Source organism: Rhodovulum sp. FJ3 (genome assembly GCF_032918305.1).
Classification (GTDB): Bacteria; Pseudomonadota; Alphaproteobacteria; order Rhodobacterales; family Rhodobacteraceae; genus SAT37.
Window position 1 is genome coordinate 132,534 of the sequence record NZ_JAWJUU010000002.1, and the last position, 24,929, is coordinate 157,462.

At 61.9% G+C, this 24,929-nt stretch carries 24 protein-coding genes and 1 tRNA gene; 17 read left to right on the forward strand and 8 right to left on the reverse strand.

The features are described from left to right. The first annotated feature begins 61 nt into the window (after positions 1-61). Together R1W00_RS05610 and R1W00_RS05615 are read left to right on the forward strand one after the other, a co-directional pair. On the forward strand, positions 62-487 hold the full coding sequence (locus R1W00_RS05610; RefSeq protein ID WP_317261746.1) for a hypothetical protein: 426 nt from the start codon (positions 62-64) through the stop codon (positions 485-487). A gap of 1 nt (position 488) precedes the next feature. Beyond that, positions 489-1,148: a hypothetical protein gene (locus tag R1W00_RS05615; protein WP_317261747.1), complete on the forward strand. Its 660-nt coding sequence runs from the start codon at positions 489-491 to the stop codon at positions 1,146-1,148. Between the two features lie 14 nt (positions 1,149-1,162). Here the strand turns inward: R1W00_RS05615 and R1W00_RS05620 are convergent, their stop codons facing one another. From R1W00_RS05620 to R1W00_RS05640, 5 genes are read right to left on the reverse strand one after another with little or no spacing between them, the layout of a single operon-like run. Then, positions 1,163-1,522, reverse strand: a complete 360-nt coding sequence (locus R1W00_RS05620) for a hypothetical protein (RefSeq protein ID WP_317261748.1) — start codon at positions 1,520-1,522, stop codon at positions 1,163-1,165. Positions 1,523-1,538: 16 nt separating this feature from the next. Continuing rightward, positions 1,539-1,850, reverse strand: a complete 312-nt coding sequence (gene flgM / locus R1W00_RS05625; protein WP_317261749.1) for a flagellar biosynthesis anti-sigma factor FlgM — start codon at positions 1,848-1,850, stop codon at positions 1,539-1,541. Between the two features lie 37 nt (positions 1,851-1,887). Beyond that, positions 1,888-2,601, reverse strand: a complete 714-nt coding sequence (gene flgA, locus R1W00_RS05630) for a flagellar basal body P-ring formation chaperone FlgA (RefSeq protein WP_317261750.1) — start codon at positions 2,599-2,601, stop codon at positions 1,888-1,890. Beyond that, on the reverse strand, positions 2,598-3,683 hold the full coding sequence (locus R1W00_RS05635; RefSeq protein ID WP_317261751.1) for a hypothetical protein: 1,086 nt from the start codon (positions 3,681-3,683) through the stop codon (positions 2,598-2,600). Before R1W00_RS05635 ends, flgA begins: the two co-directional genes overlap by 4 nt. 2 nt (positions 3,684-3,685) lie before the next feature. Beyond that, on the reverse strand, positions 3,686-4,237 hold the full coding sequence (locus tag R1W00_RS05640) for an LPP20 family lipoprotein (protein ID WP_317261752.1): 552 nt from the start codon (positions 4,235-4,237) through the stop codon (positions 3,686-3,688). 235 nt (positions 4,238-4,472) lie between these two features. On the opposite strand from R1W00_RS05640, the gene flhA reads away from it, so the two are divergent. Genes flhA through R1W00_RS05655 form a run of 3 tightly spaced genes read left to right on the forward strand, consistent with a single transcriptional unit; the run spans position 4,473 to position 8,754 of the window. Beyond that, complete coding sequence (gene flhA / locus R1W00_RS05645) at positions 4,473-6,602, forward strand: flagellar biosynthesis protein FlhA (protein ID WP_317261753.1); 2,130 nt, start codon at positions 4,473-4,475, stop codon at positions 6,600-6,602. Continuing rightward, positions 6,602-8,041, forward strand: a complete 1,440-nt coding sequence (locus tag R1W00_RS05650; protein ID WP_317261754.1) for a hypothetical protein — start codon at positions 6,602-6,604, stop codon at positions 8,039-8,041. The genes flhA and R1W00_RS05650 overlap by 1 nt, the downstream gene beginning before the upstream one ends. Further along, complete coding sequence (locus R1W00_RS05655) at positions 8,038-8,754, forward strand: FliA/WhiG family RNA polymerase sigma factor (RefSeq protein ID WP_317261755.1); 717 nt, start codon at positions 8,038-8,040, stop codon at positions 8,752-8,754. The genes R1W00_RS05650 and R1W00_RS05655 overlap by 4 nt, the downstream gene beginning before the upstream one ends. A gap of 36 nt (positions 8,755-8,790) precedes the next feature. Here the strand turns inward: R1W00_RS05655 and R1W00_RS05660 are convergent, their stop codons facing one another. Beyond that, positions 8,791-9,420, reverse strand: a complete 630-nt coding sequence (locus R1W00_RS05660) for a response regulator transcription factor (protein WP_317261756.1) — start codon at positions 9,418-9,420, stop codon at positions 8,791-8,793. 326 nt (positions 9,421-9,746) lie between these two features. On the opposite strand from R1W00_RS05660, the gene R1W00_RS05665 reads away from it, so the two are divergent. The 6 genes from R1W00_RS05665 to R1W00_RS05690 all read left to right on the forward strand — a co-directional run bounded on the left by R1W00_RS05665 (position 9,747) and on the right by R1W00_RS05690 (position 17,518). Next, positions 9,747-10,364, forward strand: a complete 618-nt coding sequence (locus tag R1W00_RS05665) for an oxidoreductase (RefSeq protein ID WP_317261757.1) — start codon at positions 9,747-9,749, stop codon at positions 10,362-10,364. Between the two features lie 146 nt (positions 10,365-10,510). Beyond that, positions 10,511-13,072 (forward strand): ATP-binding protein, encoded by a 2,562-nt coding sequence (locus tag R1W00_RS05670; RefSeq protein WP_317261758.1) that lies wholly within the window; start codon positions 10,511-10,513, stop codon positions 13,070-13,072. A gap of 63 nt (positions 13,073-13,135) precedes the next feature. Then, the gene (locus R1W00_RS05675; protein WP_317261759.1) at positions 13,136-13,954 is read left to right on the forward strand and encodes a helix-turn-helix domain-containing protein; all 819 of its coding nucleotides are present in this window, start codon (positions 13,136-13,138) and stop codon (positions 13,952-13,954) included. Next, positions 13,951-14,949 carry an ArsJ-associated glyceraldehyde-3-phosphate dehydrogenase gene (locus R1W00_RS05680; protein ID WP_317261760.1) on the forward strand — a complete coding sequence of 333 codons (999 nt, stop codon included), beginning with the start codon at positions 13,951-13,953 and terminating at the stop codon, positions 14,947-14,949. The genes R1W00_RS05675 and R1W00_RS05680 overlap by 4 nt, the downstream gene beginning before the upstream one ends. Next, on the forward strand, positions 14,946-16,229 hold the full coding sequence (arsJ, locus tag R1W00_RS05685; protein ID WP_317261761.1) for an organoarsenical effux MFS transporter ArsJ: 1,284 nt from the start codon (positions 14,946-14,948) through the stop codon (positions 16,227-16,229). The genes R1W00_RS05680 and arsJ overlap by 4 nt, the downstream gene beginning before the upstream one ends. Positions 16,230-16,327: 98 nt before the next feature. Beyond that, positions 16,328-17,518, forward strand: coding sequence for a M20 aminoacylase family protein (locus R1W00_RS05690; protein ID WP_317261762.1), 1,191 nt, complete (start codon positions 16,328-16,330; stop codon positions 17,516-17,518). Here R1W00_RS05690 and R1W00_RS05695 read toward each other — a convergent pair. Beyond that, on the reverse strand, positions 17,508-18,383 hold the full coding sequence (locus R1W00_RS05695; protein WP_317261763.1) for a hypothetical protein: 876 nt from the start codon (positions 18,381-18,383) through the stop codon (positions 17,508-17,510). The genes R1W00_RS05690 and R1W00_RS05695 overlap by 11 nt on opposite strands. An 84-nt stretch (positions 18,384-18,467) precedes the next feature. On the opposite strand from R1W00_RS05695, the gene R1W00_RS05700 reads away from it, so the two are divergent. The 6 genes from R1W00_RS05700 to rfbA all read left to right on the forward strand — a co-directional run bounded on the left by R1W00_RS05700 (position 18,468) and on the right by rfbA (position 23,698). Then, positions 18,468-20,126 (forward strand): iron ABC transporter permease, encoded by a 1,659-nt coding sequence (locus tag R1W00_RS05700; RefSeq protein WP_317261764.1) that lies wholly within the window; start codon positions 18,468-18,470, stop codon positions 20,124-20,126. Positions 20,127-20,168: 42 nt separating this feature from the next. Further along, positions 20,169-20,244, forward strand: a tRNA-Thr gene (locus tag R1W00_RS05705). 118 nt (positions 20,245-20,362) lie between these two features. Beyond that, entirely contained in the window at positions 20,363-20,926 is a 564-nt protein-coding gene (rfbC, locus tag R1W00_RS05710) for a dTDP-4-dehydrorhamnose 3,5-epimerase (protein ID WP_317261765.1), read from the forward strand. Beyond that, positions 20,926-21,975 carry a dTDP-glucose 4,6-dehydratase gene (rfbB, locus tag R1W00_RS05715; protein WP_317261766.1) on the forward strand — a complete coding sequence of 350 codons (1,050 nt, stop codon included), beginning with the start codon at positions 20,926-20,928 and terminating at the stop codon, positions 21,973-21,975. The genes rfbC and rfbB overlap by 1 nt, the downstream gene beginning before the upstream one ends. Next, a complete protein-coding gene (gene rfbD, locus R1W00_RS05720; RefSeq protein WP_317261767.1) occupies positions 21,972-22,823 on the forward strand; it encodes a dTDP-4-dehydrorhamnose reductase in 852 nt (283 codons plus the stop codon). Before rfbB ends, rfbD begins: the two co-directional genes overlap by 4 nt. Further along, positions 22,820-23,698 carry a glucose-1-phosphate thymidylyltransferase RfbA gene (rfbA, locus tag R1W00_RS05725; RefSeq protein WP_317261768.1) on the forward strand — a complete coding sequence of 293 codons (879 nt, stop codon included), beginning with the start codon at positions 22,820-22,822 and terminating at the stop codon, positions 23,696-23,698. The genes rfbD and rfbA overlap by 4 nt, the downstream gene beginning before the upstream one ends. Positions 23,699-23,713: 15 nt before the next feature. On the opposite strand, the gene R1W00_RS05730 is transcribed toward rfbA, so the two are convergent. Then, positions 23,714-24,841 (reverse strand): zinc-dependent alcohol dehydrogenase family protein, encoded by a 1,128-nt coding sequence (locus R1W00_RS05730; RefSeq protein ID WP_317261769.1) that lies wholly within the window; start codon positions 24,839-24,841, stop codon positions 23,714-23,716. Between the last annotated feature and the right edge of the window lie 88 nt (positions 24,842-24,929).

A 24,929-nucleotide genomic window follows, 5' to 3' on the forward strand; every position in this document is an offset into this window, starting at 1 on the left:
TGCGCCGTTACTCTGATTAGGACCCGCAAAACAGGCGGGGGATCAGACTTGGACGGGTGGTATGGATTTGCGCCGCAATATTTCCCGGGCCTTGGTGCCCGCGCTTCGACGGATCACGCACCGTGGACAATACGGCGCGTCCGCCCCCCGTGCCGAGATTTTGGACGCTGACGCCCCTGATCAAACCATGAACCTCGTCGATGCCGAGGTCTATTTGCGCAACCGCCCCCAAGTGGAACGGTATTTGCCAGACATCCTTGGTCGAGCTTTGGCGCGGGCGTGGATCGATCAGACGTTTCGGGGCCGCTTTACGCTCGATCCGGTCGAGACGCTGCGCGATTACGACGTGCATTTGCCGGACTCGATCGACATCGAAATCGAAACGACCGAAACCATGCGTCCGCGCGTGGTGGTCTATGAGCGCGGCAAAACCGGCCGCCGGACACGGTTGTTATACCTGCAACTGGCTATGATGGCGGGACGATAACATGCACAACAAACTGAGGACACGCATCGGGCTGACCCTCGTGGCGGCTTGGATGGCAGGGGGTGCCATGGCGGCGGCCCATAACGACGCCGAGTTCGCCGAGGCTGTCGCGGCCTATAAGGCGGGCAACAAGATCATCGCGGTCAGCGCCTTTCGCGATCTGGCGGCCGACGGTAACCCCGAGGCCCAGCACAATCTGGCCATCCTGTTGGTCAAGGGCGAGGGAGTACCGCGCAACGACCGTGAGGCCCTCTATTGGGCGTGGCGCGCGCGTCTGAGCGGCGTGAAACAGTCGGTCGGACTGGTTCAGTTGCTAGAGCTTGAAACAGCCGAAGACACCATGGAACTGGTCGCGACCAAGTTGGAAAAAGACCTGATGCTGCGGATCAAAGGTGGTGATGCGGCGTCCATGCTGGCCCTCGGGCGCGTGAAAAACGAGGTCCGTCCGGAACCCGATCAGATCGGCGCGCTGGCGTGGATGACGGTTGCGGCGGCGGTGAATGTGGAACACGCGGGCCTGCTGCGCGATGCTCTGACCCTAGAGATGGGGGTCGAAGACCGCCAAGAGGCGCAGGATATGGCGGTTAAACTGTTTGATAACTGGTGCGCGCGTGACGGACAGGACGAGGGGGTTTCCTGTGCCACGCGCGCGAGCCGCTGATCGCAAAAGCGATCTTAGTGGCGGCGTAGTTTCTGAAGGGCGCGCGCTTCATCCAGCGTGACGCCCGTTTCCGTCGAGATATCTTCCGCACCAGCGCCCGAACGGACCATCGCCACAGCGCGGTCTACGATCTGTTCGCTGGCCATCCAGTCGATATCGGCACGGATATGCACCAGATCGGCGGCCAGATCGTCCAGACGGCGCAGGCGCTGATCCTGTTGTTCAATCGTGTCTTGCAGACGCTTGATTTGCGCGTCCAAGGCTTTGCTGCGTGTGTGCATGCGGCGCATGATCATCACGGCAGGGGTGATGCTGCACACGCTGGTCACGGCGGCGGCCAGACCGGCCACGGTAAAGACGTAAATCGGGTCCATCTTGGCAGCCAGTCCTTTAGTTAACGATGTCGCGATAGCTCTCGAACAGGCTATCGGTGATGCGTTCGTAATCGATGGGATACCGCCCTTCGGCGATTTCCTTTTTGATCCGGCTGACCAGTTCAAGATCGAACGGCGGTCCGACATCAAGCCCCGACGGCAGGGTCTGGGCGGTCTGGCTGAGGGACACATCGTCTGTGGCGGTTGTCGGGCTGGTGCCCGCAACATTCCCGGACCCTTGGGCCCCTTTACCAGCGGTGTTTGTGGCATCCGTTCCAACCTTGTGAAGTCGGACCCGGTTGCCGGGGTTGGACACGGAATCAACCATGGCGCTCTCCTGATTTGTTTACGCGAACGGCCATTTTTCAGTTCATTTTAGCTTCGACGACGATTTTGTTGCGTTCCACAACTCGTCCCCGAAGGATGCGCCCGCTGGCGATATTGCGAACTTGGATCAGATCTCCTCTTTGTCCGCTCTCCAGCGCTTTTCCAGGCATCGCTACTTCAACGACCGAATTCTGAAAAGTTATAGCCACGGGATGTCCTTTTTCGATGAGATGTTGAATGTCCAAATGGCGCGCCTGAACGGGGCGACCACGGCCAAGGTTCACGCTGAGGCGGCGACCAATCACGCGGGCCGGGTCGACAAAAACCGTTTGGCCGACTACGTCGCCCGCAGGGACCAGCGTCAGGTGGCGCGGTTCGATCACCACGCCCTTGCTCAGGCTCTGCGTCAGGGTGACGACCGGTGTACCGTCTGCGACCACGGGCGGGGCCGTGGGGCGAGTGGTCGATGCGTTCGCGTTGGTGCGGATCGCGCGGGTCCAGAACGGCGTGCCACAGCGTAGGGACAGCGTGTTCCAATCCCCCGCACGCGGGGTCACGGACGGCAGGGTGCTGCACGCCGGAAAGGACCGCGCGTTGGGCAATTCCGGTGTGCCTGAGACGCCTGCCTCCGTCATTGCAGAAATCACAATTTCCTCGATCTCACGGGGGCTTAGGCCGTCGGATGCATCCACGGTGGCAAGGGCGGGCATGGGCCAGAGGCACAGGGCCGATATGAGGGCCCCGCGGATCACAGATCGGCCTCAAAGAAATAGATGTCTTCGCCCGCGAAACTGGCCGCGCTGCGGCTGGCGTCCAGCGGTTTCAGCGTGGTCATGGTATTGCTGAGCTTGACGATCTCCAGCACCGCGAACGGGTCCTTCGGGTCGCCGGTAAAGGCCAGCGCATTGCGTTTCAGACCGTGCTTGCGCCCGATCGGAACCTGCAACGTACCATCGGCATAAATCGCGCGGCTGGTCGGGGGCAGGCAGGACAGCCCGTCCACCATCGACGTCAACGCGGGGCCCACATCGGCGATCAGGGTGCGCATGACCTTGGTCCGGTTCGATCCCGTCAGGGCCGAAAACGCCGATTGCCCAGGCAGGTCGGCCTCGGTGCGCAGGATGCGTTCGGCGGGGGTGCCGTCGGGCGCGATAAAGGTCAGGCGATAGGTCATCTCGATCCGGTCACCGGCCAGCATATTCGCGCTGATCTCGGCGGTGAAGGCGTGCTCGCCCCCCGTGTCGGGAATGCTGCCACGGGTCAGGGTGGCATAGTCATACATTGCGCGATCCCCGCGCGGGCGGTGGTGATAGGCGCGCGATGTGGCGCGGGTCAGGTCGGTGGCGCGGTGACGCTCAATCCGGTCCAGAAATTCGTTGAACAGGTCCTGTGCCATGGGGCCGACCCACGCGGGCGCGTAGGGCGTCAGGTCATAGCGCGGCGCATAGGCGATCACGTCCAGACGGCGGCGCCCGATGCAACTGTCCGGGGGCATAACGCCGACAAGGGCGTGGATTTTGACGCGCCAGACATTACCGCTGAGGCTCTGCTCGACGACGCGGTGTTGTTGCACCGATCCGGTGGGGCGCAACAGGTTCAAATCGGCCACGATCCGCCCCTTATCCATCGCCGTATAGCCCTGCAATTTCGCGCCGCCCGAAATGGCCGCCGAGATCAACGCCTCGGCCAGCGCGCTGCGCCGTGCGCTGTCGCTGGAGACGCCGTTTTCGATGGTGCCATAGCCGACGGCCTCAACCCACTGGGTTTCGGTTTTCGCGGCCCATGCGGGGCTTGCAAAGCTGATAATAAGGATGAGGAGCGCACGCCAAATCATTGTTACATATGACCTTTGGCCGATTTCACGATATAGCCGATTGTCGATTGGTCCAGTTCCAGAACCACCTCGAACGTATCGCTGTCCTTGGGGGTGATGCGCACGGTGCGCGCGCCGCGGATTTCACCCGAAACCACCCCGTTCAGGGTGTCCGAGCGCAGGACCATATCGCGGATCGAGGTCTGGGAGGTCAGGCGAATGCCATGCACCTGTTCGGTCAGATCGCGCATCGCCTCAAGGCGCGCGGCGCGGATCGCCATCAGGCGCTTTTCGTTCAGGCTTTTGCCCGGTTGGGTGCTGACCTGACTATAGCCCAGACCTTTGATCGTCGGGGTCACCTCGGTCACCATCATCATCTTGGCGGGGGTCGGTGCCGGCGGGGTCAGGGCGTCCAGATTGTCCTTGGTCTGGGCCAGCATTTCGGTGCTGGCGCTGGCGTCCATCGGGACGGCCTCCATCGCGGTGGTGTGCGACGAGCCGGACCACAAACAGGCCGACAGCGGAAGCGTCAGGCCAATCAGGCCAAGGCGCATGGGAAAGGCGGGGCGGCGCATCTTTTTCTCCTATCAACAGATCGCGTCGTTTCGCCAAGGTCTGCAAGCCCCGTGCCAGACCGGCGCGAAACCTGTCCGGACAGGCCTCGCGCGCGCGTGAGGATCAACGCCGCCTCAGGTGGCACGGCTCTTGCAAATAACAGGGGAACCGACGCCGCCCCGCGGCCCAGCAGGAGACCCCACATGACCGAGCACCGCTTGGCCCAACAGACCCAGAACGCCAAAGGATACGCGCATGGCTGATCTGTCGATCATGCGTCCGGTAGAGCGTTTGGGCGGCATGTTCCTGCCGTTCGGGATCTTGGCTGTGGTGGCGATGATGGTGCTGCCGCTGCCGGTGTTCCTTTTGGATATGTTCTTTGTTTTCAATATCCTGCTGTCCCTTCTTATCCTGATGGTTGCGATGCACACCTATCGCCCTCTGGATTTTTCGAGCTTTCCCAGCCTCTTGTTGATCGCGACCGTTTTGCGTCTGGCGTTGAACGTGGCGTCGACGCGGATCGTACTGTCCGAGGGGCACACGGGATCGGGCGCGGCGGGGCGCGTGATTGAGGCGTTCGGCGAGTTCGTGATCGCGGGCAATTTTGCGGTCGGGATTTTCGTCTTTGCCATTCTGGTCATCATCAACCTTGTGGTGATCACCAAGGGCGCGGGCCGCGTGTCCGAGGTATCGGCGCGTTTCACGCTGGACGCGATGCCGGGCAAACAGATGGCCATCGACGCCGATCTGAACGCCGGTATCCTGTCCCAGGACGAGGCCAAGGCGCGCCGCGCCGATGTCGCCGAAGAGGCCGATTTTTACGGCGCGATGGACGGGGCATCCAAGTTCGTCAAAGGCGACGCGGTGGCCGGTATCCTGATCCTTGTGATCAACATCGTAGGCGGCATCATCATCGGCGCAAGCCAGCATGGCATGGCCCTGATCGATGCGTCTCAGGCTTATGTCCTGTTGTCCGTTGGCGACGGCCTTGTGGCGCAAATCCCGTCGCTGTTGCTGTCGATTGCGACGGCGATCATCGTGACGCGGGTGTCGTCCACAAATGACATGGCGACCCATATCGGCAAACAGGTGAACCTGTCGCGCGCATGGGTGCCGGTGGCCGCGGTGATGATGATCCTTGGTCTGGTGCCAGGGATGCCGAACATGTTGTTCATCGTGGCGGCCTTGGCGGCGGGCGGGGCGGCGTTTCTGGCCCACCGCGCCGATGGCGCGAATGCCGAAGAGGACGACGCCACCGTCGAGATGGGCGAGGTCCCGGCGACCAACGCACCCGGTACAATCACCGCAGATGAGGTCACGGATTATTCCCCGATCTCGATCCAGATTGGCTATGGCCTGATTTCCATGATCGAGGACGGCAATGGCGGCCCTCTGGTTAGTCGCATCACCTCGATCCGGCGCGAGGTCAGTCAGGCCATGGGATTTGTCGTGCCGGGGGTACGTATCCGCGATGACCTGACGATGGGGTCGAACCAGTACCGTATTCGCATCGGCCAGACGATCGTGGCCGAGGACACGTGCTATCCCGACCGCAAGCTGGCCCTGCCGGGCGGGTTGTCCAAGATGAAGCTCAAAGGCGTTGACGTCAAAGACCCCTCGTTCGGGATTGATGCGGTCTGGATCCAGCCGCACCAGCAATCCGAGGCCGAAGCGGATGATCACGTGGTCGTCGAGCCGGAATCCGTGATCGCCACGCATCTCAGCCAGATGCTCTATAAACACGCGTCCCAGTTGCTGGGCCCCGATGATGTGCAGGTGTTGCTGAGCCGTCTGGAAAAGGTCAGCCCGACCTTGGTGGACGCGGTGGTGCCGAAACTGGTGCCGCTGCACAGCCTGACCGCCGTTCTGCGTCATCTGTTGGCCGACCGCATCCCGATTGGCGATATGCGCCGCATTCTGGAGGGTCTGTCTGAACTGGCGGGGCGCAACATGGCCCCTGCGGAAATGGCCGAGTCCCTGCGTCCGCAACTGGCCGCGCTGCTGATCCAGCAGCTGGTCCCGCTCAATCAACCGCTGCCTTTGGTGACGCTGGAGCCGGAGTTGGAACAGCTCTTGCTTAGATCACGGCAGCAGCAAGGACCCGATGCACCGCTGATGCTGGAGAACGGCTTGGCGGAGACGATGCTGACGGCCTTGGCGCGTGTGAGTGAGGATATGGCGGCCCAAGGGCGTCAACCCTTTGTCATCGTGTCGCCGCTGCTGCGGCGGGCGTTCTCGCGGTTTGTCTCGGGACGGGGCAGTGACGCGATCGTTCTGGCGGTGAATGAACTGCCCGATAACCGCCGTATCGAAGTTGTGGCCACGTTGGGCGGGGGGCAACCCGCCGCGCCGATGGGGTCGAGTGAACCTGTGAGGTCAGAGTGATGGTACCGATTGTCGTACGTGCAAAAGACAGCGCCGCCGCGATGGAAGAGGTGGTCGCCCGTTTGGGGCCGGAGGCCTTGATCCTGTCGACGGGGCGGCGCGATGGATTGTTTGAAATCACCGCGACCATTCCAGGTGAAACAGGGCAGGGCGCGCCCAAAGAGGCGGCTGGGGCCCCTACGACGGCGGCCGAGCCTGACCCCGCGCCGTTGGTGCCGGATTTTCAGCACCTGATCGACGCGCGTCTTCGTGAAGAGGCGCCGGTTGAGACGCCGGTGGCCGTCGATGTAGCGGTGGATGCGCCGGTGGAGATCGACAATCCCTTGGCCCTGCCGCCGATGCCGAGCAGCCCCGTTGCCGTGGCAGACAAGCCCAAGCGCAAGAGCAAACGCAAGCGCAAGACCCCCGCCGTCGCGCAGGACGCCGCGCCGCAGTCGGGCATCGAGCCCGCCCGCGCCGCCCCTGTGGCGGTGCCCGCCACAGGTGAGACGTTGCGCGCCGGTCTGCCGGTCCAAGATGAGGGAACGCCGTTGCGCAGTGGTGCGAATGTGGCGGCCTTTACCCCCGATCCCCGCGCCCCTGCGGGGGGGTGGCCGATTTATTCGCCCGCCTTTCGCGGTGAGTTGCGCGACGAGATGGCGGATCATCTGGACGGGTTTCTGGCCAATGTCGCCGGTCCCTTATTGGCCCCGGGTGGCGCGCGGGTGATGCGCGCCCCACGGATCGTGATTGTCGGTCCGTCGATGATGCAAAAATCCCTTTTGGCGCTGCGTATTGCCGCCGCGATGGAGACCGGATCGCCCCGTCGCCGTCCCGAGATTGCCCTGTGCACCGACGGATCGCGTGCGGATGCGGCCTTTATCGACGCCAAGGCGCGTTTGCTGGGCTGGTCCGTGACGCATACCGATCCCGCCAAGGAGCGCGCCGTGGCCGTGCCCAAGGCCTGTGCCCCGCGGATCACGGTCTGTGCGGGCACGCGTGAGGCGATGCGCGCCATGCTCGATGACATCCGCGCAGGCGGGCCGGTGCAGGTGGTTCTGGCCCTGTCGACGGGGATGCATCCCGTCCGGTTGGCCCAGACGATTGCCCCGTGGACCCCGTTCGCGCCGGTTGTTGCGCTGGACCTGATGGACGATCTGCCGCCCTTGGCCGAGGAAGTGGCCGTTCTGGCGGGTCATGCCTTGCCCTTGGGCTGGGTCAGTTCGGGGGGCGCGATGGTGGATTGCCTGACCGTGCCGAGCCGCGAGATGCTGAAGGACTGGGCGCAAGAGTGGCTGACGTTCAGCCCGCCGCGTCTGCCCGATCCATGCGATCCGGTTGAGGCGGTGGTGAAATCCACCGGTCGCGGCATCTTTAGCCGTCCGATGCCTACCCAAGAGGTCGAGCCGGTCGAGACCCCGTCGCCCACACGGGCCTATGCCGCGGAGGCGGGGCTATGATCGGACCCAAGGCCTATCAAGAGCAAAAGAACGACACCGACCGTCTGGTCGAGGAGAACATGGATCTGGTGCGCCGGTTGGCGTGGCATTTCCACGGGCGGGTCGGTCGGTTTATCGAAATCGATGATCTGTTGCAGGCGGGGTATCTGGGCCTTGTCGATGCGGCCCAGAAATACACCACGCGTGAGGGCGTTGCCTTTGCCGCCTATGCAGCGATCCGTGTGCGCGGGTCGATCATTGATTTCCTGCGGCGCAATTCGAACCTGTGCCGCACGACGATCACAATGCAGAACAAGGTGCGCGCGGCCACGCAGGAGTTGGAGCAAAAGCTTCAGCGCACGCCGGACCCCCAAGAGGTGGCGAACAAGCTGGACCTGTCGATTGACGAATATGAATCGTGGCAGAACCGGTTTCAGGCCAACCGTGTGTCGTCGCTGGATGAGGTCTATACGGATCAATCCATGCTGTTCCGCGACAATGAAATGTCGCCCGAGGATCAGACCCAGATGTCGCAAATGCGGGTTCTGTTGAAGGGCGCGATCAAACGTCTGCCCGAGCGCGAGGCGCTGGTGCTACAGCTCTATTATGTTGAGGAACTGAACGTCTATGAGGTCGCCGCGATTATGGGCGTGACCACAGGGCGGGTGTCCCAGATCAAAAAAGCCGCGATCGAACGGGCGCGCGGCTTTATCGAAGAGGCGATGCGGACCTGATCCGCACGCCGCCCGTGATGTGGAAAGAAATGGGCCTTAGAGCAGGCCCAGATCGCGCGCGTTGATCACCGCATGGGTCCGGTTGTTCGCCGTCAGCTTTTTGCAGATCGACTTGACGTGCATCTTGATCGTTGCCTCGGTCAGGTCCAGCGCCTTGGCGATTTCCTTGTTCTGTTTGCCTTCGCCCAGATACTGCAACACGGTCATCTCGCGGTTGCTGAGCGGACCGGAATCCGACGTGGGCGCATTGGCCTCTTCGCGCATCAGGCTGAGCGGCATGTAGGTCTCACCGGCGTCGATGAACCGGATTGCATTGGCAAGGCTGCGGGCAGGGATGGTTTTGGGCAGGATACCGGCGGCGCCTGCGGCGATGGCCTCATCCATCATGCGACGCGACGGGTTGCCGGTCAGGATCGCCACTGGGTTCGCCCCGTTCGCGCGGATCATGCGACCCAGCCCCTGAAGGCCGTTCATTCCGGGCATGTTGTAATCCAGCAAAACCACATTGAATGTGCCTTGTTCCGCGACCAGCGCCAAGGCCTCATCCAGATTGCTGGCGGTCGACACTTCCATGTCGTTCTGCGCCAGCAAGTACATGGACAAGACGTCCAGAATCATTCCGTGGTCGTCCGCGATCAAAATGCGGATCTTGTCGCTATCACTCATGCTACCCGTTCCTACAGTTTCTTTAGGGGTAAAATCTTCCACCGTGATGTATCCCTACGTGTGTGCCGATACTCGTATCAGTGCGGCAAAATAACTTATTGCACCATTGATTATCGGGAAAAAACGCAATCCGTAAACCGACCCACAACCAATTAGTTTCGGATACATACTTTAGTATAATCGCACGGCCTTCTGGCCAGATTGAGGCGAGCGTGCGTTTTACATATCACTTTTAGAGTGAGAAATGTACTCTGATGGGGGATGTCTTGTTTAACGTACTGAAAAAATTCGGGAATACTATTCCTGCGGCAGCCCTGATCATGGGAATGGCCGTAACGACTCCGGTTGCGGCCTTTGCGGGTGCGGCGGGAAATGCTGCGACTGCACTGCAATTTTCGGGTGAAACTGGGTCGATTGTGCAGGCGCAATTGGCACAACCCTTGATGGAAAATTCCAAAACACACACCCGAATGGGGGGGCTCGAACATAGCCAATTGATAGATGTCGACTTTGCGCCGCCCGCAGACGACGCAATCCTGACCGTGTCGGGCGCGATTTCCCTGACCAATGTCGGGGACACGGCGGCGTTTGATCTGGACGCGCTGATGGCGCTGCCGAAAACCGAATACACCACGACAACCATTTGGACGGATGGGGAAATCCGGTTCACGGGCGTCGCGCTGTCCGATCTGATGGAGGTGCTTGGCGGCGAACCCGAGAGCATCATCGCAAAGGCCCTGAACGACTATTCGGTGACGATCACCAAGGACGATATCGGCCCCGATTACCCGATTATCGCCTATCACATGGATGGGGAGACCTTTTCCCGCCGTGAAAAAGGTCCTCTTTGGATCGTATTCCCCTACGATCGCAGTGAGGAATTCCAACAGGAATTGGTATATGGTCTTAGCGTATGGCAGTTGGAAACACTGACCGTCGAGTGACGGTCGGCCAGCCGGGTTAGGACGAGTGGTTGAGTAGAGATTTTGCAGATGCCCCATTAGCGCCCGCAGGTGCGTCATGGGGAAGATATGCGATCTACGCATTAGGGGCGGTATTTCTGTCCTTTGCCCTTGTCTTGGCCGGTTTCATGTTGGTGGAAACCGAGCGCCAGTTAAACCGCCGCATTGCCGAGAGTGACGACCTGACATGGGTCGTCTCTCAGCTTGAGGTGGACCTGAAAAACCTGCAATTCGCTCTGCTTGAGGCGCATGATGACGCGTTTCACGGTGAGGGCGACATAGATGAGGCCCTGGACCTTGTCCGCGAGAAATTCGACATTTTCTACAGTCGCGTCGATCTGGTGAACCGCAGTCAACTGGGCCAGTTGATCGAAGAGCGTGATGACGGCTTGACCGGCGGTAAACTCTACCGCCCGTTCTTTGACCGGTTCATTCCGATTGTCGATGGTCCGGATCAAGGGCTGATCGATGCAATGGGCGAGATGATCGCGACCCTGCAATCCTTGAACGACCGCACACGCGATGTGGTGTTGCTGGTCATGCAGGAGCTGATGCAAGAGGCCTTTAACAGCCGCACCGACCTGCGCAATTCATTGATCCAGTTCGCCTCGGGCACGTTCCTGATGTTGGTGGCGCTGGCGATTGTGCTGGTGATGGGGGCGGTTTTGTTGAAACGACAGCGCAACCAAAGCCGCAGCTATTCCCGCGCCCTTGCCAATATGAAGGCCATTCTGCATTCCGCGCAGGACGCGATCATCGTGATCGATTCCGATGGCAAGATCATCGAATTCAACCCCTCGGCCGAACAAATGCTGGGCCACAAGCGCGACGCGATCCTGTTCAGCGATCTGGACCTGTTCGTACAGGGGCGGGTGGAAAAGGTCTCTATTCAGGCCGAGATTGATCGCCTGCGCAAGCGGGCGACCTCGGATCGGGCCTATGACCGCCTGATCCGCATGGATGCGCGGCGCGCGGACGGCACGATTGTACCGGTCGAGGTGTCGATCGGTTTGGCGCATGGGGCAGGGGACAAGCCGTTGGTCATCGCCTTTGTGCGCGACATTTCCCGCCGTCTGCAACGTGAGGATCACCTCAAACGCGCCCGCAATGACGCGATGAAGGGCGAAGAGGCCAAAACGCGGTTCCTGACCGTGATGAGCCATGAGCTCAGGACGCCATTGAACGGCATTCTGGCGGGGATCGAGTTGATGAAAACCACGACCCGCCTAGATGACCGACAGAACTGGCTGGTCGATGTGGCCGAGCGGTGCGGCGTCACCGCATTGGAACAGGTGAACAACGTCCTTGAACTGACCCGCATGGAGAGCGGGTCGTCTGCCGTTTACCCCGAGAGTGTTTTCGACCCGCTGGCCTTGGTGCGCGATCTGGCCGGTATGGCCGCGCTGCAGGCCGAGACGCAGGGCAGTATGGTCGAGGTGACCCTTGGCCCCGATTGCGTCGACAACATCAGCGTTCTGGCCTCCGAACAGCTGTTTAAAAACGTGGTGTTCAACTTTATCGGCAATGCGGTGAAATTCACCAAACCGCCGGGCGTATCGGTGTATTATGGGGCCACATATGGCGTCACCCGTCAGGATGTCGATATCCTGATTGAGGTGCGTGACCATGGCCCCGGTATCGCAGAGGAAAACCTCGACCGGATATTCGACAATTTCGAAACGCTGGACGGGTCCTATGCCCGCAAGAATGAAGGCTCGGGTCTTGGCCTCGGGATCGCGAAACGGGCCGCCGATGCGATGGGTGGCCAGATTTCCGTGACCAGCCGTCTGGGCGAGGGCAGCACGTTCTCGTTGCGCGTTCGTCTGCCCATCGCGCGCCGCCGTGCCCAAAGCGCATCCCAACCCGCCTCAGCCGAGGTGGTCGATCTCTTCCGCCCGCTGAACCTGTTGGTGGTTGAGGACAACGAGATCAACCGCAGCATCCTGCGCGAGACGCTGATCTCGCTGGGGCATGAGGTGGTCGAGGCCGTCGATGGCCAAGAGGCGGTCGATCTGGCCACGGACACGCGGTTTGACGGGATCCTGATGGATATCTCGATGCCGCGCATGGACGGGGTCGAGGCCACCAAACATATTCGCGCGGGCGGGGCCTGTCGCGATGTGCCGATTGTCGGGGTCACGGCCCATGCCATGCCCGATCAGTTTCGTCTGTTTATCGATAGTGGAATGAATGAGGTCGTTGTGAAACCAGTGCGTCAAAGTCATCTGAAACGGGCCCTGAACACCATTATGCGCGGTCGTCCCGCCGCCGAAGGCGAGGGAGCAGAGCCGCCTGCCGCCACGCCCGATCCGACCCCTGCGGCGGTCACCCCTGAGGGCGCGCTGCCGCCGGTGAATGGCGAATTGCTGGATCTGGAACTGTTCGAGAGCCTGCGTGAGGCGCTAGGCGATGATCTGTTGCAGCAGCATTTCAACACCTTCCTCAGCGAAAGCGAAACCGCCATGGGCGAATTGCGCGCGCTGACGGATGAGGGCGATTACGCCAATGCCGCCCGCGTCGCGCACAAGGCCGCCGGCGCCGCCGCCGTGCTGGGCGCGATGCATCTGCGCAATGTTCTGGCCCAGTTCGAGGACATCGCCAAAGGCGATACGCCGGAGCGCTGTGTCGAGTTGATGGACGACATCGCCCCCGCCATTCCCAGTGCCGAGGGCCTGTTCCCCGCCGCGTGAAACTTTTGTGACAGGGTGACTCTGGCCTTGTGACGACTCGACTAATTCCGTATTTCACGAAATATGGAAATAGATCATCACGACCAATTCGCGATCCTTGGCCACCCCCAGCGTCTGGCGGTGTTCCGGATGCTGATGCGCCGGTTTCCCGATGCGCTGCCCGCCGGTGAGATCGCCTCCGCAACGGGGATCAAACCTTCCACCCTATCGGTCTATCTGTCCGCCCTGCGTGGGGCGGGGTTGATCCGTCAGGACCGCGCGGGGACATCTTTGCGTTACACGGCGGACGTAGACACGGCCTCGGGTCTGGTTGAGTTCATGTTCGCCGATTGCTGTCGCGGGCGTCCGGCCCTGTGCAACCCCGCCCCCGTGGCGGGCACGGATCGGGTGATGAATGTGATGTTCCTGTGTACCGGAAATTCCGCGCGCTCGATTTTCGCCGAGGCGCTGTTGCGCGATCTGGGGCAGGGGCGGTTCAACGCCTTTTCCGCCGGAACCACGCCCGCGCGCGATGTCCATCTGGTCGCGGGCGAGTTGCTGCGCAGCAAGGGGCACGACACGACCGGCCTGCACCCCAAGACCGTCGATGACATGATGGCAACGGGCACGCCGCAAATGGATTTCGTGTTCACCGTATGCGATCGCGCCGCGAATGAGGATTGTCCGGCATGGCCCGGTCTGCCCGTCAGCGCCCATTGGGGCATCCCCGATCCCGTCACCGCAACCGGCACGCGGGCCGAACGAATGTTGGCCTTTCAACAGGCCTATGGCGCGCTGAAATCGCGGATTTCGGCCTTTGTCGCGCTGCCCTTTGAAACCCTTGACCGCTCGGCGCTGCAACAGCGTCTGGACGGTCTGTCACATCTACAGGATACGCTATGACCACCTATGCATTGAACGGCCTTGGCCGGATGGGGAAACTTGCCCTGCGCCCGTTGCTGGAGCGCGGCGCAAAGATCGCATTCATCAACGACGCCGTGGGCGATCCGGCGATGCACGCGCATCTGTTGGAATTCGACACCGTGCACGGGCGCTGGGACGCGGACATCTCCGCCGATGAGACCTCGATCACCATCGACGGCACGACCATTCCTTGCCTTGGCGAAAAGCGGATTGAGGATCTGCCGCTGGACGGCGTGGATGTCGTCATCGACTGTACCGGCGTGTTCAAGACCGAGGCCAAGATCGAACCCTATTTCACCGCTGGCGTGAAAAAGGTCGTTGTGTCCGCACCGGTCAAGGACGGGGACGCCGCCAATATCGTGTTTGGCGTGAACAACGACGTGTATGAGCCCGCCCGCCATCGCATCGTCACCGCCGCAAGCTGTACCACCAACTGTATCGCGCCGGTGGTCAAGGTCATCCATGAGGGTCTGGGGATCAAGCACGGCTCGATCACCACGATCCACGATGTCACCAACACCCAGACCATCGTCGACAAACCGGCAAAGGACCTGCGCCGTGCGCGCTCGGCCCTGAACAGTTTGATCCCGACCACCACGGGCAGCGCGACGGCGATCACACTGATCTATCCGGACCTTGTGGGCAAGCTGAACGGCCATGCGGTGCGCGTGCCCCTGTTGAACGCGTCCCTGACCGATTGCGTGTTCGAGGTGAACCGCGAAACCACGGTTGAGGAAGTGAACCAGATGCTGTCTGACGCGGCGGAGGGTAAGTTGAACGGCATTCTGGGCTATGAGACGCGCCCGTTGGTGTCGACCGATTACACCAACGATCCGCGCAGCGGGATTATCGACGCGCCCTCGACCATGGTGGTGAACGGCACGCAGGTGAAACTGTACGTCTGGTATGACAACGAATGGGGCTATGCGAACCGTTTGGTCGACGTGGCCCTGATGGTTGGCACCTCGCTATGAGCACGGGGACGAACAGTGACACGGCCCGTCCCGAGGGTCTGGCCGCCTATATCGCGGTGACGGCGGCCTATTGGGCGTTCATGCTGTCGGATGGGGCGCTCAGGATGCTGGTGCTGCTGCACTTTCATACGCTGGGGTTTTCGCCGGTCCAACTGGCCTATCTGTTCGTCCTTTACGAAATCGCGGGCGTGGTGACGAACCTGTCTGCGGGGTGGCTGGCGGCGCGGTTCGGGCTGACCAGCACCCTCTACGCGGGTCTCGGCATTCAGATCGTCGCGCTGATCGCGCTGGCGCAGTTGAACCCCGATTGGTCCGTGACGGCCTCGGTGGCGTTTGTAATGGCGGTGCAGGGCGCGTCGGGCGTGGCCAAGGATCTGGCCAAGATGTCGTCGAAATCGGCGGTCAAACTGTTGGCGCCGAAGGGGCAGGGCGGCTTGTTCCGCTGGGTCGCGATCCTGACGGGGTCCAAAAACGCGGTCAAAGGTGCGGGGTTCCTGTGCGGGGCGGCGGCGCTGGGTCTGTTCGGATTTGTGCCCTCGGTCATCGGGATGGCGGTTGTTCTGGCGGTGATCCTGATTGCTGTGGCGCTGCGTATGCCATCGGGTCTGCCGCGCGGGCGTAAGGACGCCAAGTTCCGCGAGGTCCTGTCGAAAAACCGCGATGTGAACTGGTTGTCCTTCGCGCGGGTATTCCTGTTTGGCGCGCGCGATGTGTGGTTTGTCGTCGGCATTCCGGTCTATTTCTATGCGGTTCTGTCGGATGGGTCCGAGGCCGGAAACCGCGCCGCGTTCTTTACCATCGGCACGTTTATGGCGCTCTGGACGATCCTCTATGGCGTGGTGCAGGCCAACGCGCCGCGCCTGTTGCGCGCCAAGGACCGCCCGACGGCCGAAATGGTGCGGGCCGCGCGTATTTGGGTGGGGGCACTGGTCGCGATCCCCGCCGCGCTGGCCGCCTTGGTCGCCGTGTCGGGCGGGGCCGCCCCGTGGTTGACCGTTACCTTGATCATCGGGCTGTTGCTGTTCGGGGCGATTTTCGCGGTGAACAGTTCCTTGCATTCCTATCTGATCCTTGCGTTCACCAGTGACAGCCGCGTCACCATGGACGTCGGGTTTTACTATATGGCGAATGCCGCCGGTCGGTTGCTGGGCACGGTTTTGTCGGGGCTGAGCTATCAGATCGGGGGCGTGGCCCTGTGCCTGTTGGTGGCGGCGGGGATGTTGGCCCTGTCGTGGCTGGGCGCGGTAAAACTGGGCAAGGGTGCAACCCCTGCGGGATAGGGGCGCAAATGCGGGTGAGGGGGCGTTATCGCCCCTTGACCTTGCCCCGTCTCGGGCACAGGTTTTGTTGCAAATGACATCCAGCCCAAAGGTCCGCCATGCCCATCAAAAACCGCTTCGCCGAACTGCATGGTGAGATCACTGAATGGCGTCGTGATTTCCATGCCCACCCCGAATTGCTGTTTGATACGCATCGCACGGCGGCGCGGGTGGCCGAGTTGCTGGGCGAATTCGGCGCGGATGAGGTGGTCACCGGCATCGGGCGCACGGGCGTTGTCGGCGTGATCCGTGGGCGCACGGACACCAAGGGGCGCGTGGTCGGTCTGCGCGCGGATATGGACGCGCTACCCATTCATGAGGAAACGGGCCTGCCCTATGCATCGGGTGAGGCAGGCAAGATGCACGCCTGTGGCCATGACGGGCACACGGCGATGTTGCTGGGCGCGGCGAAATACCTTGCCGAGACGCGCAATTTCGACGGCACCGCCGTGATCATTTTCCAACCCGCCGAAGAGGGCGGCGGCGGCGGTCGCGAGATGGTCGAGGACGGCTTGATGGAGCGGTTCGGTATCCAAGAGGTCTACGGCATGCACAACTGGCCGGGCATGGAGCCCAGCAGCTTTGCCATCCGTCCGGGTCCATTTTTCGCCGCCACGGATGTGTTTGACATCACCATCCACGGCAAGGGCGGCCATGCGGCGAAACCCAACGACACGATTGATCCGACCGTCGTGGCCAGTCACGTGGTTCTGGGCCTGCAATCCATTGCCAGCCGCAATATCGACCCCGTGGAACAGGTGGTTGTGTCGGTGACCAGCTTTCAGACCTCATCGACCGCGTTCAATGTGATCCCGCAATCGGTGCATCTGCGCGGCACCGTGCGGACGCTGAAACTAGAGGTGCAGGATCAGGTCGAGGACCGCCTGACCACGCTGGCCAAATCGACGGCCACCGCCTATGGCGCCGAGGCCGAGGTGGTCTATCGGCGCAACTATCCGGTGATGACCAACACGGACTCCGAAACGGACTATGCGGCGGATGTGGCGCGCGGTGTGGCAGGCGCATGCGACGAGGCGCCCCTGATCATGGGGGGGGAGGATTTTGCCTATATGCTGAACGCGCGACCGGGGGCCTATATCCTGATCGGCAATGGCGACACCGCGCCGGTCCATCACCCGAAATACAATTTCAACGACGACATCATTCCCGCCGGATGCAGCTGGTGGGCAGAGGTGGTCGAGACGCGGATGCCGATCGCCCGAGGGTATCAGAGGGCGATCAGGGGGTGATCAGGTTCACCCCCGCCATCCGTTCGATGGCAAAGATGTCTTCCTCATAGGCCTCGGTCATGGATTCAACCAGATCCTCGTCCCAGCCGGGCAGGTCGATCTCGACCTCAATCTCGTCTTCATTCGCGAATTTGTCGAGGAAGGCCGCGACCACGCGACGGCGCTGAACCTCATTCACGGGGGGATGCGATTGGAAATAGGCCAACATGCGGCGGATACCGGCCTCGGTCATGATCGAGGCGTGGAAGTCATAGATGCCGTCCAGTTGGGTGTGGGGCTCATGCCCTGACATCTCGCGCAGGATTTCCGGCCAGATCAGCGGCGTGTCCTCGTTGCACCAGACGGTTACCGAGGCCTCGGGGTTGGCGCGGCGGATCTTTTCGATCAAGGGCGACCATTGCAGGTCCAATGGATCGGTGTCGCCCAAAAACACCTCGGGGCCTGCGGCCTTGGTCTCGGCCATCAGGGCGGGCAGGAACGTGGCGGGGTTGCGGATGGCCACAAAGAATTCCACCTGCGCCCCCGGCAAAAGTTGCGACAGCCAATGGGTCTTTTGATCGGCGTTCGGGTAAAACTGGCCGGTCTGGATCGCGCGTGCAGGGGCCGCCATAAAGGACGGGTTGGTCAGGACGACGCGGCTGATCTCTTCGTTCTCGGCAATGACGCCCAGCAGCTTTTCCTGATGTTCGGCCGAGGCAGGGCGCCCGCGCAGTTCCACCATCTGTTCGCGCACCACATTGCGATAGCGGCCCGGCCCGGGAACGCCGATCCCCTGTTCGGCCAGCTTGCCCTTGTTTTTCAACAGACATTTGAGCAACCGCTCTTCGTCGGTGCAATGAACCCCAAGGTGATAGGCTATCTGCATTGGACCCTGCGTTTTGCTGTGCGTTACCACATGGTTACATCAGGATTTCTGGACAGTAAAACGGCTTTCCTGTAGGGCGGTGCCATGACTGACCAAAATGCTCAAGTTCTGGCGGGTCGCCGCCGCGTGGTTTCCGTTGATCCGTGGTCTATCGGGGCCGTGGTGATTGCGGGTTTGGTGATGCTGCCGATCCTTGTGGTGGTGGGCATGGCCCTGTTTCCGGCGGAAAACGTGTGGCCACACCTGATCTCGACGACCTTGCCGCGTTACGTGATGAACACGGGCGTCTTGATGGTCTGCGTTGCGGCCCTTGCGGCGGCGATGGGGACGGGGGCGGCGTGGTTGGTCACGATGTACCGCTTTCCCGGCGCGCGGTGGCTGGAATGGCTGTTGCTGTTGCCGCTGGCGATCCCTGCCTATGTGGGGGCCTATGCGCTTGTGGATTTTCTGGAATACGCGGGGCCGGTTCAGACCCTGTTGCGCCAGATTTTCGGCTGGAGCAGCGCGCGCGACTATTGGTTCCCCGAAATCCGGTCGCGTGGTGCGGCCATTCTGGTTCTGTCGGTGTCGCTCTACCCCTATGTGTATCTGCTGACCCGCGCGGCCCTGCGCGAACAATCCGGCGGCACGTATGAAGTCGCCCGTGCCCTTGGGGCCGGTCCTTTCGGGCGGTTCCGCCGTGTGGGCCTGCCCTTGGCGCGTCCGGCCATCGCGGCGGGCTGTGCCATCGTGATGATGGAGACGGTCAACGATTTCGGCGTGGTTGAATTTTTCGCCGTGCAGACCCTGACCACCGGTATCTTTAGCGTCTGGCTAGAGGGTGGCAACGCGGGCGGCGCGGCCCAGATTTCGTCGGTGATCCTTGTGATGATCCTGTTCCTGATGGGCATGGAAAAGGTCAGCCGCCGCCGCATGCGGTTCTTTAACCCGCCACGGCACAGCCGCCCGATCACCAAGATCGAACTGACCGGCCTGCAGGGCCTGTTGGCGATGCTGTTCTGTGCGGTGCCCTTTGCGCTTGGCTTTGCCTTGCCGACGGCGGTGATCGGCTATCACGCGGCGGATGCGACTTCGGGCTGGTTGGCGCCGGGTCTGTTGCGGGCGCTGGGGCATACCCTGTCTGCGGGCGGGATTGCGGCCTTTGTGACAGTGACGGCGGCCCTGTTCCTTGTCTATGGCGTCCGGCTCAGCGGTAAGCAACTCCCGCGCCTGTTGTTGCCGGTGACGACCCTTGGCTACGCCGCGCCGGGTGCGGTTCTGGCGGTGGGGCTGTTGATCCCGATGGCGGCGGCGGACAATGCCTTGGCGGCGTTTCTCGAACGTTTCACCGAGGACCGCGTCGGTCTGTTGATGACAGGCTCTGCCTTTGCCGTCATCTATGCTTATTGCGTGCGGTTTTTCGCGATTGCCCAAGGCGCCGCGGATTCCGCATTTGGCCGCGTCACGCCCAGCTTGCCGATGGCGGCGCGCTCTCTCGGGCGGTCGGCGCGGGGCACCTTGGTTGAGGTCTACCTGCCCCTGATCCGTGGCTCCATCGGGACGGCGTTGCTGTTGGTGTTCGTCGATTGCGTCAAGGAACTGCCCGCCACGCTGCTCCTGCGCCCGTTCGGGTTCAATACGCTGGCGACGCGGGTCTATGAGAAAGCCTCGCTTGAAAACATCAACGACGCATCGCCCGCAGCCCTGCTGGTGATTGGCGTTGGATTGGTCGCGGTGCTTCTTTTGGCGCGGGCCAACAGGTAACCCCTTGCGCCCCCGCGAATCCAACGCTAAATCGGCGTCAGTGCCCCTATAGCTCAGCTGGTAGAGCAACTGATTTGTAATCAGTGGGTCCGCGGTTCGAGTCCGTGTGGGGGCACCATTTTCCTGACATCCGCATCGACTACGATTTTGCGCGATGGGTGCTCTTAAACCTGTTTTGCTTCATGGACGGTTAACCAGATTTGCCCTACGGTCGCAGCGGATTAAGGGGGCAAGTCATGCAGGTTGAACAGGTCGATTTACCCGGCGTTTTGCGCATCACTCCGGCGCGGTTCGGGGATCATCGCGGGTTTTTCTCGGAAAGCTGGAACAAGACGCGGTTGATTGAGGCGGGGGTGGACCTGCCCGAGTTCGTGCAGGACAACCATTCCCTATCGCGTGAGGTCGGAACGGTACGCGGGTTGCACTACCAATCGCCCCCGCATGCACAAGGAAAACTGGTGCGCTGTGGTCGTGGCGCGATCTTTGACGTCGCCGTCGATGTGCGCCGCAATAGCCCGACCTATGGGCAATGGTACGGGGCCGAGTTGAGCTTTGAGAACGGGGTGCAGCTCTGGGTGCCGGCGGGGTTTTTGCACGGGTTTATGACCCTGCAAGAGGACAGCGAAATCATCTATAAATGCACGGATCATTACGCGCCGGACTGTGACGGTGCGGTGCGCTGGGACAGTGTCGGGATCGACTGGCCGTTGGCGGGGATTACGCCCGTCCTGTCGGACAAGGACATCGCCGCGCCCGCATTGGCCGAGTGGCACAGCCCGTTTGAATTTGGGGACTATTGATGAAGATTTTGGTGACGGGCGGCGCGGGGTTCATCGGCTCGGCCGTGGTGCGTTTGGCGATTGCGCGCGGGCATCAGGTGGTGAATGTCGACGCGCTGACCTATGCGGCCTGTCTGGAGAATGTGGCCAGCGTTGCGGAAGATCCGAATTATGCGTTTGAGCACGCCGATATCTGTGACGCCGCCGCGATGGCTCGGATCTTTGAGATGCACCGCCCCGATCAGGTGATGCATCTGGCCGCCGAATCCCATGTGGATCGCTCAATCGACGGACCCAGCGCGTTTTTGCAGACCAACGTGATCGGCACCTTTACTCTGCTTCAGGCCGCGCGCGCCTATTGGGACGGGGCAGGGCGGCCCGATGCGTTCCGGTTCCTGCATATTTCCACGGATGAGGTGTTCGGCTCGCTCCCCGATGATCCGTCGGTCAAGTTCACCGAAACGACCGCCTATGATCCGCGTTCGCCCTATTCGGCGTCCAAGGCGTCAAGCGACCATTTGGTGCGCGCGTGGCATGAAACCTATGGTCTGCCGGTGCTGCTGACCAATTGTTCGAACAATTACGGGCCGTATCATTTCCCTGAAAAGCTGATCCCCGTGGTGATCCTGACCGCGCTGGCGGGGCGGGATTTGCCGATCTATGGCGATGGGTCGAACATCCGCGATTGGCTCTATGTTGAGGATCACGCCGACGCCTTGTTGCGTGTGCTGGAGGCGGGCCAGGTTGGCCGCAGTTATAATGTGGGTGGCGAGAATGAGCGCACCAACCTCGACCTTGTGAAAACCATCTGCGCGATTTTGGATGAGATGCGCCCGAAACAGTCGGGTTCCTATGCGGATCAGATCACATTCGTGGCCGACCGTCCGGGGCATGATCAGCGCTATGCCATTGATCCCAAACGCATTCGCGACGAACTCGACTGGCGGCCCAGCGTCACGGTCGACGAGGGCCTGCGCAAGACCGTGCGCTGGTATCTGGACAACACCGCGTGGTGGCAGGCCCTGTTGGATCGCGACGGGGTTGGCACGCGGCAGGGGATCAACGCATGATTTTGGTCTTTGGCAAAACCGGTCAGGTGGCGCGCGAATTGGCCCGTATCCTGCCCGATGCGCGGTTCCTGGGGCGGGATGAGGCGGATTTGACGCGGCCCGCCGATTGCGCGGCGCAGATAGCCGCGTTGCGCCCCGATGCCGTGATCAACGCCGCCGCCTATACGGCTGTGGATGCGGCGGAAACCGATGAACCCACCGCCGCCACGGTGAACGGCGCGGCCCCGACCGCGATGGCACAGGCCTGCGCCGATCTGAACATCCCGATTGTGCAGATTTCGACTGATTACGTGTTCAATGGCGCGGGGGAGGTGCCGTTTTCCCCCGCCGACCCGACGGCCCCTTTGGGCGTTTATGGCTGGACCAAACTGGCGGGCGAACAGGGCGTGATCGCGTCCGGCGCGCCCTATGCGATCTTGCGGACGTCTTGGGTGTTTTCGGCCCACGGCGGGAATTTCGTCAAAACCATGCTGCGCCTGTCTGAAACCCGCGACGCATTAACCATCGTCGCGGATCAGGTGGGCGGCCCCACGCCCGCGCGTGCGATCGCCGAGGCCTGTGTGATCATCGCGCGCCGCCTGACCGATGACGCGTCCGCGTCCGGCACCTATCATTTTTCGGGCGCGCCGGACGTCAGTTGGGCCGATTTCGCGCGCGAGATTTTCACGCAGGCGGGGCGCAACGTGGCGGTCACCGATATCCCCAGCGCGGACTATCCCACCCCCGCCAAACGCCCCGCCAATTCGCGCCTGAACTGTGCGGCGACGGCGGATGTGTTCGGGATCGACCGCCCCGCTTGGCGCAGTGAATTGAGTGCAGTTTTAACCGAGTTGAAGGACGTGGTATGAGCAACCGCAAAGGCATTATTCTGGCGGGCGGAACGGGATCGCGCCTGTTTCCGTTGACGATGGCGGTGTCCAAACAGCTGATGCCGATTTATGATAAGCCAATGATTTATTACCCGATTTCCGTTCTGATGCTGGCGGGTATTCGGGACATCGCGGTGATCACCACCCCCGACGATCAGGCCCAGTTCAAACGCCTTTTGGGCGATGGATCGCAATGGGGCCTGTCCTTCACCTATATCGAACAACCCAGCCCCGATGGCTTGGCACAGGCCTATATCCTGGCCGAGGATTTCTTGGATGGTGCGCCGTCCGCGATGGTTCTGGGGGACAATATCTTCTTTGGTCACGGGTTGCCCGAGATGTTGATGGCGGCGGATACGCGCGCGACCGGTGGCACCGTGTTTGGCTATCGCGTGGCCGATCCGGAACGATACGGCGTGGTGCGGTTTGACGACGAGGGCACGGTGACCGAAATCATCGAAAAACCCGAAGATCCGCCCAGCAACTATGCGGTGACGGGCCTCTATTTCCTTGATGGCGATGCGCCACGTCGCGCGCGGGAGGTGACCCCATCCGCGCGTGGTGAATTGGAAATTGTCACCTTGCTTGAGAGCTATCTGACCGAGGGGGCGCTGTCCGTGGAACGTCTGGGCCGTGGCTATGCGTGGCTGGACACAGGTACGCACGGGTCATTGCTGGACGCGGGGAATTTCGTGCGCACCCTGTCCGAGCGGCAGGGGATGCAATCCGGCTGTCCCGAAGAAATCGCCTACGCCAAAGGGTGGATCGACGCGGAAAAGCTGGCCGAACACGCAAAGACCTTCGAGAAAACCGCCTATGGCAAGTATCTGTCGGGGTTGCTGCCCCGGTCCTAACCGGGGCAGCAGGGGTCAGTCGAATTCGATGACCTGACGGATGGCCGTGCCATTGTCCAACTGATCCATCGCCAGATTGATCTGATCAAGGCGCAGACGATGGGTCAGCATCTTTTCCACCGGCAGTTTCCCTTGGGCGTGCAGGGCGAACATGCGCGGCAGGTCGCGCTTGGGCACGCAGGAGCCGATATAGCTGCCCTTTAGGGTGCGTTCCTCGGCCACAAGGTTCAGCGCGTTCAGCGGCATGCGCGCATCCGGATGGGGCAATCCCGCCGTGACCGTCGTGCCCCCGCGACAGGTGCAGTCATAGGCGGTTTCCAACGCCTTGACCGATCCGGCCAGTTCAAACGCGTAATCCACGCCGCCGCCCGTAAGATCGCGCACCGCCTCAACCGTTTGGGCGTCGGCGGTCACGGTTTGCGTGGCGCCCATGTCGCGCGCGGTGTCCAGTTTTGATTGGAACGGGTCGATGGCGATGACCTCACCCGCGCCGGCGGCAACCGCGCCAAGGATCGCCGACAGACCCACACCGCCAAGGCCGACGACCGCGACCTTGGACCCCGGTGCGATTTTGGCGGTGTTGAACACGGCCCCCGCGCCGGTCAGCATGGCACAGGAGAACAGGGCAGATATGGTCGGGGGAATGTCGGCGTCCACGCGGATCAGGCTTGGCCGCGCGACAACGGCATGGGTGGCAAAGGCGGAAATGCCGGTGTGGTGGTTCACAGGCCGGCCATCCATCGACAGGCGGCGATGACCGGTCATCAATTCGCCCACGCTGTGGTGTTTGGCGGCACGGGTGCACAGGGCAGGGCGGCCCGACGCGCAGGGCGTACAGGTGCCGCAGCCGGGCGCAAAGATACAGACCACGTGATCGCCCACGGCCAGATCGTCAACGCCGTCGCCCAAGGCTTCGACAAAGCCCGAGGCCTCATGCCCCAGAACCATTGGAACGGGGCGGGGACGGGTGCCGTTGATCACCGACAGGTCCGAATGGCACACCCCCGCGGCAGCCAGCCGGATCAGGACCTCACCCGGTCCAGGCGGGGCAAGGTCGATGTCATCGCGTACCGTCAGGGCCTTGGCGCGGTCGAAATCGCGCTCAATGCCGCTGGTTTCAAGAACCGCTGCAGTGATCTTCATGAATTCTCCTCCCTCAGTGGGGTGCGTGGCCCCTGACCTCAGCTTAGGAGAAACAAACAACCCCGCGCCAGTAGGGACCGGAGCGGGG